Source organism: Muricoccus harenae, from assembly GCF_009848505.1.
Lineage (GTDB): Bacteria > Pseudomonadota > Alphaproteobacteria > Acetobacterales > Acetobacteraceae > Roseomonas > Roseomonas harenae.
In genome coordinates this window covers 16675-29090 of record NZ_WWDL01000001.1, presented here as the reverse complement: position 1 = coordinate 29090, position 12416 = coordinate 16675, and the positions used below count along the sequence as shown (strand labels likewise).

Annotated in this window: 9 protein-coding genes; 3 read left to right on the top strand and 6 right to left on the bottom strand. The window is 66.1% G+C overall.

All coding sequences use genetic code 11. The features are described 5' to 3' along the window. Window positions 1-6: 6 nt before the first annotated feature. Together GSE44_RS00125 and GSE44_RS00120 are read right to left on the bottom strand one after the other, a co-directional pair. Window positions 7-1233, bottom strand: coding sequence for an ABC transporter substrate-binding protein (locus GSE44_RS00125; RefSeq protein ID WP_159346054.1), 1227 nt, complete (start codon window positions 1231-1233; stop codon window positions 7-9). Window positions 1234-1513: 280 nt separating this feature from the next. Further along, complete coding sequence (locus tag GSE44_RS00120) at window positions 1514-2023, bottom strand: flavin reductase family protein (protein ID WP_159346782.1); 510 nt, start codon at window positions 2021-2023, stop codon at window positions 1514-1516. A gap of 317 nt (window positions 2024-2340) precedes the next feature. Here GSE44_RS00120 and GSE44_RS00115 point away from each other — a divergent pair, with 317 nt between their 5' ends. Next, complete coding sequence (locus GSE44_RS00115) at window positions 2341-2913, top strand: MarR family winged helix-turn-helix transcriptional regulator (protein ID WP_201305855.1); 573 nt, start codon at window positions 2341-2343, stop codon at window positions 2911-2913. A gap of 18 nt (window positions 2914-2931) precedes the next feature. Here GSE44_RS00115 and GSE44_RS00110 read toward each other — a convergent pair whose 3' ends face one another. Both GSE44_RS00110 and putA read right to left on the bottom strand, forming a co-directional pair. Next, a complete protein-coding gene (locus GSE44_RS00110) occupies window positions 2932-4446 on the bottom strand; it encodes a 4-hydroxyphenylacetate 3-hydroxylase family protein (protein WP_159346052.1) in 1515 nt (504 codons plus the stop codon). A 228-nt stretch (window positions 4447-4674) separates the two neighbouring features. Then, window positions 4675-8346 (bottom strand): trifunctional transcriptional regulator/proline dehydrogenase/L-glutamate gamma-semialdehyde dehydrogenase, encoded by a 3672-nt coding sequence (gene putA, locus GSE44_RS00105; RefSeq protein WP_235924460.1) that lies wholly within the window; start codon window positions 8344-8346, stop codon window positions 4675-4677. Between the two features lie 165 nt (window positions 8347-8511). Between putA and GSE44_RS00100 the strand changes: the two genes are divergently transcribed. After that, on the top strand, window positions 8512-8976 hold the full coding sequence (locus GSE44_RS00100) for an Lrp/AsnC ligand binding domain-containing protein (RefSeq protein WP_159346050.1): 465 nt from the start codon (window positions 8512-8514) through the stop codon (window positions 8974-8976). Window positions 8977-9379: 403 nt separating this feature from the next. On the opposite strand, the gene GSE44_RS00095 is transcribed toward GSE44_RS00100, so the two are convergent. Both GSE44_RS00095 and GSE44_RS00090 read right to left on the bottom strand, forming a co-directional pair. Continuing rightward, window positions 9380-9904, bottom strand: a complete 525-nt coding sequence (locus GSE44_RS00095) for a DUF4142 domain-containing protein (RefSeq protein WP_159346049.1) — start codon at window positions 9902-9904, stop codon at window positions 9380-9382. A gap of 35 nt (window positions 9905-9939) precedes the next feature. Then, complete coding sequence (locus GSE44_RS00090) at window positions 9940-10449, bottom strand: ferritin-like domain-containing protein (protein ID WP_159346046.1); 510 nt, start codon at window positions 10447-10449, stop codon at window positions 9940-9942. A 1033-nt stretch (window positions 10450-11482) separates the two neighbouring features. On the opposite strand from GSE44_RS00090, the gene GSE44_RS00085 reads away from it, so the two are divergent. After that, window positions 11483-12352 (top strand): manganese catalase family protein, encoded by an 870-nt coding sequence (locus tag GSE44_RS00085; protein WP_159346044.1) that lies wholly within the window; start codon window positions 11483-11485, stop codon window positions 12350-12352. The last annotated feature ends 64 nt before the right edge of the window (window positions 12353-12416 follow it).

Here is a 12416-nt window from a genome sequence, read left to right as displayed (position 1 = left end):
GGCGGCTCAGCAGGTCAGGTTGCCGGCGGTGGAGCAGCCGCGCAGCTTCTCCGTCCAGCGGCCGTTTTGCCCCACGACGACGAAATAGGTCTTCACTGCATCGCCATCCGGGTTGAAGTGGATGGGACCGGAAAGGCCGTTATAGCTCGTCAGATGCTCCAGATGGCCGCGGATCCTCCCGCGATCCGCCTCGAGATCGGCATCGGCCAGGGTGATCCCGGCCTTCCGCACGGCATCGAGATAGATGCCGACGATCTCGTACATATGGGCGTCGTACATGCTGGGTTCGATGGTGTTCGGCAGGCCGGCGGTACGGCGCAGGACAGGCGTCACCGCATCGGTGAAGCGCTTCGCCGCCTCGCCCTCCTGTCCCGCGTAGTAAGTGGCGGTGGAGATGATCGGCATGTCCGGCGCGGCACGCAGGATGGCGGAGGAGATCAGCGGCGTGCCGCCGATCACCGGCTTGACGAAGCCCTGGCGCCGCATCTCGCGGATGACGGTGACGGCCTGGCTGTAATCCGCCGCGCAGACGACCGCATCCGGATTCAACCCCTTCAGCGCCGTCACCTGTGCGCTGACATCGATGTCGCCCGTGTTGAAGCTGGCGAGGTTGCCTGCATTCGCGAGGGCGATGCCGTGTTCCGCAAGCATCTCCGGCATGATGCGGGTGCCGAGCGACACGGAATTCGCGTCCTTGGCGTCATAGATGACCGCCGCCTTCGCGACCTTGTAGGTGGTCTTCAGGAATGGCAGGGCGGAGCGCATCAGCACCGCCTCGTCGATTGTGTTGCGGAAGGCCCAGGGGCGGTTCGCGGCGGCCGTGCCGGGCTTCGAGGAGGCCTGGGAGATGGCGGGCAACTTGGCTTGGTTGGCGACGGGGAAGGCCACCTCGCAGGCGCTACTGGTCAGCGGCCCGGCGATGGCGAGCACCTTGTCGTCATCCGCGAGCTTGCGCACGAGGTTGGCGGCCTGCGCGGGGCGCGCCGCGTCGTCATAGATAAAGAGCTTGAGCTTGGCTCCCTCGACGCCACCGGCGCCATTCACCTGCTCCTCCACCATGCGCAGCGTGGCGGCGTTCGCCCGGCCCCATTCGGCGAAGGGACCGCTGCTCGGCACGATGGCGCCGATCCGGATCTCGCGTCCCGCCAGACGCCCGGCCTGCGCCTGGGCTCGAGCCACGGGCAAGACACCGGCCGCAGCAAGGAGGGTCAGGGAGCGACGGGAGAGCAGCATCGTTCTACCTTTTCGAGCGAAGGAACCAGGCGGGGCGAACCGGATATGCCCCTGGCGCCGGCGCAGAACCTGCGGTTGCAAGCGCCGGGCCAGCGGAGGCACCATTCGAAAGCCCGATCATCCGAGCGGATGATTGCAGAGTCGGCCACGTATTGAATACCCGAAAAAGCTTCATTTGGAAGATTTGTGGCAAACCCAGCTTCGCCAAACTGCGCATTGCCGCGGAAGGCCTACCCAACGGGCCACATGCCCAGGCTGTGGGCACCGGCCCCCCACTGGCTCAGTTCACGGCAAGCGGTGCATAGGCGCCGCGCAGATAGACCAGCGCCTCCTCCTCGCGCACCGGCGTCACGGCACGCACCCGGCCGATGACGATCCCATGCGAGTGCCGCTCGATCAGTTCCTCCACCGCGCAATCAACGGCGACCAGCGCATCCGCCAGGATGGGCGCGCCGGTGGCGGCACTGCCCCATTCGCCGCTGTCGTAGCGTTCCACGCCACGCGCGCCATCCTGGCCGGAGAACCGGCGCGCAAGGGGTAGGTGCCGGTGCGCGAGCAGGTTTACGCCGAAGCTGCCGAAGCGGCGTATCAGGGGCCAGCTTGCACCGCTGCGGTTGACGCAGACCAGGAGGGTCGGCGGATCGACGGAGAGGGAGGTCACCGAGGTAGCGACCAGCCCGCCCCGGTCTGCCCCCTCGCCAACGGTAATGGCGCAGACCCCGCCCGCAAGCTGACGCATGGCCTGTCGGAAGGCGGTTCCGATCTCGTCCGAAGACTGGCAAGTCGGCATCGACACTTGGCGTTCTCCTGCTTCTACGGTGAGCGCCACCCGCTGCGGGAGGCGCCCAGCCTTCCCTCTGCGTGGAGCAGGCGCCGCTGGCGGCCTCGCTCGCCGGGGTTCAGACGCAACCCTCCGAACACGGTAGCTTTCCCAAATAGCTATTTCAACCTGTCTTCACGGTGAGACACGCTGCGGTCGCGATCGGTTGACGCGTGCATGGCGAAGCGCCAGATGGGTCCGCAGAAGATCTTGTTCCGCCGCAGCCGGCGAGCGGATCGGCGGAAGGTCATGTGAGCAAGCCCAGAACATCAGCGTCTCCCAGCCGGGTGGCAGCCAAGCGCAGGACAGGCTCGGCTAAAGCGCCAATCCCGGTCGGAACCACCATCACCCGGCCCGAGTTGCTCGTGGATGGCTCCGACCTGGCGTTCCGCAAGCTGGTGCACGGGTTATTCGCCCTCTTTGCCCGGCATGAGACCATCCGGCAGGGTCATGGCGCCGTCATCGGCCTGGCCGGCGTGGAATACACGGTACTGATTTCGATCCGCCACTTGTCGCGTCAGGGTCCGGTGAGTGTTCGCACCATTGCTGACCACCTGCATTTGAGCGGGGCCTTTGTGACGACGCTGACGAACAAGCTGCTGGCGCGCGGCCTGATCGACAAGGAGGAGGACCCGCAGGACCGGCGCCGGGTTTGCCTGAGTGTCACACAGAAGGGACGGGAGTTGCTGGAGCGCCTTGCCCCGATCCAGCGCCAGGTGAACGACGTGCAGTTCGGCTGCCTTAGCGGGGAGGAGTTCCAGCTCCTGCTGGACCTGGTCGAACGGCTGGTGGATTCGAGCGACCGGGCGGTCGCGCTGCAACGCTATCTCGCGGACAGCGCCGCCCGCGCCGAGCCCTAGAGGCCCCGCCGGGGCGCCTCAGGCGGCCTGCTCCGCGGGGGCGATGCTGTCGGCAAGCTTGTACTGGCCCATGATGTTGCCCGCGATACCGCTGGAGCGGGTCCAGTCATAGGTGCGGAAGGAGTGCCCGCGGGTGACGTATTGGGCGCCTGCATAGAACATCTCGTACTGAAGGTGCCGCGAGGCGAATTCGGAGCCGACGGCATCCCAGGTGAGCTTCAGGAGCTTGACGCGGTCCTGCCCGGACATGGCGGGCGAGATCTGGGTACGGGAAATGATGCGGTCGAGCTCGGGGTTGCCGAAGTCGCGGGCCGAGGACGGCAGCATCAGCAGGGCACCGCCGGCGAGCTCGCGGATGGTGGCGATGATTTGGGGATACATCTCCTGGGACTGGACCTGGGCGGCATAGAGAAGGTGCTTGTTGGGCAGGTAGTAAGGTCCCCGCATCTCGCCGCCCGCCTCCATGCCCAGGACCATGCCCTCGATGATGGCGGCCTGGGAGGCGAGCTTGCCGAGGGTGTCGCGCACGGGGGGGAAGTTGATGGTGCCGATGGTCTCGGCGATGCCGCGCGCCAGGCCGACCAGGAAGCGGAGCTTCACCGAGAGGCGGATCTGCGCCTGGTAGTTCTGGTAGACATGGGCGGGGGTGTCATGCAGCTGGGCGCGGCACATATCGGTGCTGCGGTGGACGAAGACGCGTTCCCAGGGAACCTTCACATCGTCGAAGAAGACGAGCGCGTCGTTCTCGTCGAAGCGGAAGGACAGCGGGTTGTCATACTCGCTGACGGCATGCGCCTCGAAGGACTTGCGCGAGAGGAGCTTGAGGCCCCGGGTGTTCATCGGCAGCGCGCAGGCGAAGGCGAGATCCTCCTCACCCGCCTTGAGAGGCTGGCCGGAGCCGACGAAGATCTCGTTGGCCATGATCGCGGAGGTGGCGAAGAGCTTGGCGCCGCGGATGGTAATGCCGGAGGCGTCCTCGTCGACGATGCGGGCGACCATGTCCTCGGCGCCCTCGCCCTGATCCCCGAAGGCCTTGGAGCGGTCGCCCTGCACGTTGTTGATGACATAGGTGAGGAAGAGATCGCTGCGGCGGGCATGGTCGTACCAGTCGCGGAAGGCGGCGGCGCGGCGCGGATCGTGGTTCTCGAAGACCTCGATGCCCATGAACTGACCGGAGACCGAGGAGGCGACATGATCCGGGGAGCGGCCGAGGAAGCCGCCGGTCAGCTCGGCCCACTCCACCAGCGCCTTACGCCGCTCGACGAGCTCGGCATGGGAGGTGGGCAGCTGCCAGGCGCGGTTCACGCGATGGCCGCCGCCAAGATCGAAGGTCATGCGCTCCAGATTGGCGGGACGCGCCTGGTGGTCGTAGAGCATGGCCGCGGAGGCGACCGCATTGCGATAGGCGGGGTGGGCGGAGACGTCATGGATCACCTCCCCATCCAGATAGACCGATCGGCCATCCTGCACGGCTTGCAGGTGCTGCGCGCCATCCTTGACGAAGACCGCACCATGCGGGTCCTGGATGCTCATGGCTGGGCTGTCCCTGTGCAAGAAGACATGTGGACCTTCGGAACCGCTGCGGCCGCCGGCCGGACATGAGGGGCACCCGGCCGGAACTTATTAGCTAGCGTTAGAAGCTAATACAACAGCATTTCGGTCCGCTCGGCGGGAACCCACATGTCGTGTGAGGGATCTCGTCCTTCATATGGCCGAGCCGATCGCATCGGGCTTCGTCAGATCGAGCGGCGGTGCCGGACCTCACCCGATGGCCATGAGGCTCGCATTGCCGCCGGCGGCGGCCGTGTTGGTGCTGATGGCCTGCTCGAGCAGCAGCATTTCCAGCGGATAGGCCAGCGCCTCCCCGTCCGCCGCATCGGCGGCACGGCCGAGAACCGGCACGATCGGCCCCTCCTGTGCGGCGAGTTCCTGCCCGATTTCCAACAGCGCGTCGCGGGTCCCCTCGAACAGCACGGCATCGCAGCCCGCCATATCGCGTTTCACCGTGATTGCGATATAGGGCCGCAGCGCCTCCGGCAGCCCGGCGATTACAGGCCGCAGTTCCGGAGGCGCATGCATGCGTACATGATTCCCTGTCGCCAGCGCGGCACCAATCTGCAGCACCATTCCGCGCTCGGTCGCCGGAAGGCAGAGCACGGTGCCCCTTGGGTGGAGGCCATAGCGATTCTCCTCGCCCACCGAGCCAGGAAGGAGGAGTTCCGCCCCTGCGGGTGACATGTCGGTAATAGGCTCGCAGCCCCATCCTGCCCCTGCTCCGCGCCCGGCCAGCCATTCGCGCCATATGCGGGAAGGCGCCGGCTCCACCCCGCGCGGCAGCCCCGTCTCGGCCGGACAGGCAGCCAGGAGGCGGCGCAGATAGAGCGGCCCGCCGGCCTTGGGGCCTGTGCCCGAAAGGCCATGGCCGCCGAAAGGCTGCACCCCTACCACCGCGCCGATCAGGTTGCGGTTTACATAAATATTGCCGGCCGCCACGCGCGCCGCCACACGCTCGATCGTCTCGTCGATGCGCGAATGGATGCCGAAAGTCAGCCCGTAACCCGTGGCATTGATATCATCGACCAGCGCATCCATCGCATCGCGGCGGAAGCGCAGCACATGCAGCACGGGGCCGAACACCTCGCGCTGCAACTCGGAGAGGGCGCCGATCTCGATGAGTGTCGGCGCCACGAAGCTGCCATGCGCGCATTCCGGCGGCAGCGGCAAGACATGCACCGCATGCCCCTTCGCGCGCATCGCATCGATATGGCCCTGAATGTTCCGCCGCGCCTCTTCGGTAATGACGGGACCAACATCGGTGGAGAGGCGATCGGGATTGCCGATGGAAAGCTCTGCCACCGCCCCCTTCAGCAGGGTGAACACACGATCCGCCACATCCTCCTGCAGGCAGAGCACCCGCAGGGCGGAGCAGCGCTGTCCCGCACTGTCGAAGGCGGAAGCGATGACATCGGCCACCACCTGTTCGGCCAGCGCCGAGCTGTCGACGATCAGCGCATTCTGCCCACCCGTCTCCGCCACCAGCGGCACGGGACGGCCATCCGGCCCCAGCCGTTCCGCGAGCTGCCGCTGGATGAGGCGCGCGACCTCGGTGGAGCCTGTGAACATCACCCCGCAGACGCGCGGATCACCCACCAGCGCCGCCCCGACCATGCCGTCGCCGGGCAGCAGTTGCAGCACCCCTTTAGGCACGCCGGCCTCGTGCAGCAGGCTGACCGCCATGGCTGCGATCAGCGGCACCTCCTCCGCCGGCTTGGCGAGCACGGGATTCCCCGCCGCCAGCGCCGCCGCCACCTGGCCGGTGAAGATGGCTAGCGGGAAGTTCCAAGGTGAGATGCAGGCGATCGGGCCGAGCGGGCGATGCGTGCCGGCACCGAAGCCACGCGCCTGGGCGCCGTAGTAGCGGAGGAAGTCCATCGCTTCCCGCACCTCCGCAACCGAATTGGGTAGCGACTTGCCGGCCTCGCGCACGATCGGTCCCAGCAGGTCCGGCATGCGCGCCTCCATCGACGCGGCGGCGCGGAACAGGCACTCGGCCCTCTCTGCCGGCGGCGTGGATTGCCACGAGGGTGCGGCCACCACGGCGCGCGCCAGGGCCGCCTCAACCGCCTCCGGCGTCGCCTCGACGACGTGTCCCACCACGTCCCGCCGGTCCGCAGGATTGCGGATTTCGGTGCCTGGGCCCTGCGCTGCCCCGGAATGGCACTTCAGGCCCACCCCAGCGCGCAACCTGGCCGAGAGCGACGCCAACATCTGCTCGTTGCTCAGATCCAGCCCGGCGGAGTTGGGCCGTTCCTCGCCGAACAGGTTGCGCGGCAGCGCGATCCGCGGATGCATCGCGCCCAGCGGACGGATGGTCCGCGCGGCCTCCACCGGGTCGGCGATCAGCTCCTCCACCGGGACCGCCGGATCGCCGATGCGGTGGACGAAGGAGGAGTTGGCGCCGTTCTCCAGCAAGCGGCGAACGAGATAGGCCAGCAACGTCTCATGTGTGCCGACAGGCGCGTAGATGCGGCACGGGCGGCCGAGCCGCCGCAGCACCTCCTCGTAAAGTGGCTCGCCCATGCCATGCAGGCACTGAAATTCGTACTGCCCGGGATGGAAGTCGGGGCCGGCCATGGCATGGATGGCACCCACCGTCTGCGCATTATGCGTGGCGAATTGCGGGAAGACCGCATCTGGCGCAGCCAGCAGCTTCCGCGCGCAGGCGAGATAGGAAACGTCCGTGTGCAGCTTGCGGGTGAAGACCGGAAAGCCCTCCAACCCATCGACCTGTGCCCGCTTGATCTCGCTGTCCCAATAGGCGCCTTTCACAAGGCGCAGCATGATCCGGTGCCCGCTGCGCCGCGCCAGGTCGATGATCCAGTCCAGCACGAAGGGCGCGCGCTTCTGATAGGCCTGCACCACGAAGCCGATGCCATTCCACCCCGACAGCGAGGGCGCGAGGCACAGCGCCTCCAGCAGGTCGAGCGAAAGGTCGAGCCGGTCGGCCTCCTCGGCATCAATGTTCAGACCGATATCGTAGCGCCGTGCGAGTTCCACGAGCGCCTGCAGGCGCGGCAGTAATTCCGCCATCACACGCTCCCGCTGCGCGCGGGTGTAACGCGGATGCAGCGCGGACAGCTTGACGGAGATACCGGGTCCCCCAATGAGGCCGCGCCCGGCGGATGCGCGGCCAATGGCGTGGATCGCCCGCTCGTAATCGGCGAAGTAGCGCGCGGCATCCTGCGCCGTGGCCGCCGCCTCGCCCAGCATGTCGTAGGAGTAGCGGAAGCCCGCCGCCTCCAGCGCCTGCCCACGCTCCAGCGCTTCCCCGATCGTCTGGCCGGTGACGAACTGCTCTCCCATCATTCGCATCGCCATGTCGACGCCCTTGCGGATCACCGGCTCGCCGCAGCGCGCGATCATTCGGGTCAGGGCCGATCCAAGGCCTGTCTCGCTCGCCGTCGTGGTCAGCCTGCCGGTCACCACCAATCCCCAAGTGGCTGCATTGACGAAGAGCGAAGGCGAGTGGCCGAGATGCGAGCGCCAATCGCCGCCGCCGATCTTGTCGCGGATCAGCGCGTCCCGCGTCGCGCTGTCCGGGATGCGCAGCAGCGCCTCCGCGAGACACATCAGCGCTACCCCCTCCTGGCTTGAGAGGGAGAACTCCCGCACCATTTCCCCGACGCCACCCCGGGCCGGCTTGCCGCGCAGCGCCTCCACCAGCGCGCCTGCGGTGCGGCGCGCAGTGCCCGCCATGTCCGGCGGAAGTCCCGCCTCCGCAATGAGTTCCGGCAGGCACTCCTCCTCGGGGCGCCGATAGGCTGCCGTGATCGCCGCCCGCAGGGTCGTCTGCGGCTGCACAGCGCGCGCAAAATTCGCGAATGGCTCGGCCGGCTCAGCTTCGGTGCCGCTGCGGTACTCAATGGCGCTCACGGCGATCCTCCAAAGGATGGTGGGCTCAACGGCTCATCGGCCGGGGCGACCACAAGGAGGGCTAGCCCGAGCACCATGCTATGGCCCTGGACCCCGTATCAAAATATGTATTCTCGGCAATTTCTCCGCACAATCCACGGCCAATTCCTGCACAAGGCGTGAAAGATGCAACCACCTGACCAGATAGACCGCAGGATTCTGGACATCCTGCAGCGGGATGGCCGCATCACGAATCTCGACCTTTCGGACCGGATCGGCCTTTCCCCCACCGCCACGAGCGATCGTCTCCGGCGCCTTCTCAAGGAGGGCTTCGTGTCCGGCTTCGCCGCACGCCTTGACCCCCAAAAGCTGGGCCTTGGCCTTCTGGTCTTCGTAGAGGTGCTGCTCGACAAGACGACGCCGGACGTCTTCACCAAATTCGCCGAGGCCGTGAACCGCGCCCCCGAGGTCCTGGAATGCCACATGGTGGCCGGGGGCTTCGATTACCTGGTGAAGACGCGGGTGAAGGACATGCCGGCCTATCGCAGCTTCCTGGGCGAGGTGCTGCTCAGCCTGCCGGGCGTCCGTGAAACGCGAACCTATGCCGTCATGGAGGAGGTGAAGAACGACGGCCCCTTGCCCTTGCGGTAGTCTCGCCGTGTCTTGAAGGATAAATGCACCGCCACGTCCGGCAATCTAGGGGCCGCTAAGGTGGGCCTGCCGGAGTTGCACGCTCAGGAACCGCTGGTTGCACTCCATGGCAGCAAGGAGGCGCCTTGCCTCCGGCAGAAGATGCGCCTGCTGCCTCTGCTCCATCCTGCCGATGCACCGGCGCTGTTCCAGGATCCGGGCTTCGTTCTCACGGACCCGTCCAAGCGCTTGCTCGAAGTCGGATCCGCCGAGCCTCATGGCGTCCTGGCTCCAACGCCCTCACGGCGGCCGGATCGTCCTTCCGCGGCCGGTCGTGAAATGTCCGAACGGCCACGGGCATGTCCCCCGCGGAACCGCTTGGCAGCGGCACGGCCCCGAAATGGCCGTGCCGCTGCATCGCCATCTATGCCCGCGACGACAACGTCTCCAGCAGCGTCAGATGCTCTCGGATCCGGTCGGCAGCCAGGAGCGCGATGGCCCGGTCCGGGGCCGGGGCGGCACCGCTCTGCTGGATTGCCGTGTAGACCGTAAGGGCTTCCCGGTGCCCCTGGATTTGCGCCGTGACGAACAGCCGGTCAAATTCTGACCCACTGGCAGTCTGCAACTGCTGCAGCATCGCAGCCTTCTCCGAAGTCAGCGCTGGAGGCGTGGTCGCCGACCCAACGAGCCCCATGGCCTGCACCAGGCCCTGCTGCTCACTGACTTCGAAGGGCGCGAAGCGGCGAAGCTCCGGACGCTGCGCCTTGCTGGCGCCCAGCTGCGCCGTCTGCATCAGGAAGGCACCACCGCTAAGCGCCGCCAAGCGGAGCGCCGACGGGCTACTGCCGGACATGGCCTGAGGGCCGGCGGTCGTCTGTGCCTCCGTTGCGCAGCCCGCCAGGGCCGCACCCGCGAGAACCACACCGAGGCAACGCCGATCGATCAACATCGCAAGCTCCTTGATTGGCCCGAAAAAGGGTCTTGTCAGATTCCTGCCTTAGCTCCCTGCTGCGCACGCTCGGCGAACTTGCGGACCACATGCTCGAGGTTATCGGCGCACCACTGTGCCATCCGCTCCTCCTCCTGCAGCGACTGGCGCAGGGCGGTCGGAGCCTGGTTGTCACCGGCGATATCCGCGAGCACCAGCAGCGACTTGTATGAGGCGATTTCGAAATGCTCGAAGGCGTAGTTTGCCAGCGTGTTCTTCATGATCTCGTCCTGCATTGGCGCATGCGCCAACGCGGCCATGTTGCCCATCAACCCCGTGACGAAGTCCTTAACGGAGGAATTCGAGGTGCCGAGGGAGGCCAGAATGCCGTCCAGCCGCTCGCGCTGCTGCTCGCTTTCCGTGATGTGGCGGCGCAGGACCTGCTCCACTTCCGGATAGCTCTCCAGACGCTCCACCTGGCGGGACAGCAGCTCAATGGCCTGCGTCTCCAGGGCGCGAGCATTGACCAACCCGGTCACATAGAGATCTTGCGCGCTCTCCTGCATAGCTTCATCCTTCGTTCCAGGGGGATAATGGGTCGTCGGTGGCGGAGAATCCGCATCCAATCTGCGAAGTTGACCCTTAGTCGCTCAGCGCCGCTGCTGGGACTGCATGGGGGCCGCTTCCTTCAGCTGTCCATGAAGGCTCGATGTGGTTGCCATCCAGAACCACACAACGCCGCGAAACGCGTTTCGTTTATGGCTCCAGAGTCATTTCATACCGGTATCTGCATGCCCGGCGCTCATAAGTTGGCAAAAATCCAACATAGGTTAGATTTTTACGGCTTTCTCTTCGGTGTAGTCACCGGCAGTCCATCCTGCGGCATACGCGCATAGAAGAGCCTGCGGCATACGCGCATAGAAGAGTCGGCAGCGGTCCCGGAAACCAACAACGTGCAGAAAGCGATTGGTATAGTTCTGCATAAATCATGGGGCGCGACGCCCACCGGCCTCGCGCATCGGACGGATGCACATCGCGTTCATCTTCCTGTGACATGTGCTGACACACACGCAACATCCCTCATAGATTAAGGACGATGGGGGACTGCCTGACGTTCATGGCGGCGCAATGGATAAGGGGCGCCCCAGGCTCATGCGTGATACCGAAGCCGCACCACACCAATCCCTGATTCTACCAGTCCGGCAAATGGCGGCGCGTTGAGCGGCCTCCGCAATGCTCCGCAGGGCTCGATGTCAGGCGATCACGTGGTGCCCGCGGCCCTGGTCAATCCAATCCGCTCTCATAACACGCATCGCGAGGAATTCGCCACACTAGGCACAGAACACCGGGCGCCCACCGAGCGCCGGGGCTCATCCAGGCGATTAGCCGCTCAAGGCGGGCGCCAGCAGATCCCTTACTTCCGGCTCCGCCCGAATCCCGTAACGATTGTCCACCCCAGCCGAAAGGCCGAACGGAATCGTGTCGTAATCGGTTCCGCCCTGAACTTTCTCGCGGCGTTGCGCGTTCACGTTGCACCACCCCCAGCCGGGGGTGGTGCCGCACCTCCTCTTCGTCCCCGCATTTCCAAGGAGACGCGACATGTTCTTCTCGACCCCCAAGCTCCAGTTTCCCGTACGCGTTGATAAGGCCAACCCGATCTTCGCCCGAGCGCTGCAACAGGCGATCGGCGGTGTCGAAGGCGAAATCCGCGTGATGATGCAGTACCTGTTTCAGTCCTGGGGCTCGCGTGGGCCGATGAAGTACCGGGACATGCTCCTCAACACGGGGACAGAGGAGATCGGCCATGTCGAGATGCTGGCGACGGCCGTCGCGCTGAACCTGGAAGGTGCCCCGCTTTCCCTGCAGGAGGAGATGTCGCGCGATCCAATGGCGGGCGCCGTGCTGAACGGCATGAATCTCCGCCACATCCTCTCCACCGGCCTCGCTGCGACGCCGGAGAACTGCAACGGCGTGCCCTTCAACGCCAGCCATGTCTATGCCAGCGGGAATATCGCCGCCGACATGTATGCCAATGTCGCCGCTGAGGCGACCGGCCGCGCGCTGGCGGTGCGCCTCTACAACATGACCGATGATGCCGGCATGAAGGACATGCTCTCGTTCCTGATCGCGCGCGACACCATGCACCAGCAGCAGTGGCTTGCCGTGATCGAGGAGCTGGGGGGCAAGGAAGCGGCGCTGCCGATCCCGAACAGCTTCCCGCAATCCCAGGAGAAGAATGAGTTCGCCTACGCCTTCTTCGTTCACAGCACTGACGGGATCGTGCCCGAAGGACGCTGGACCACCGGTTCCTCGCTCGATGGCAAGGGTCAGTTCGAGGCGATGATCTCCAAGCCTCTCGGCCAGGTCCCGCAGCTCGCCCCAGCCCGCCCGGATAGCGGCGCGCAGGCGGAGCAGACATCAACGCAGCCGCCCATGGGCGGAACGGTTCCGTCGCTGACCGGGCTCTGAACCCGGGGGCGGCAACGGGGGCGCGGCCAGTCCGGTCCGCGCCCCCGGGCAGCGCAACCCTACA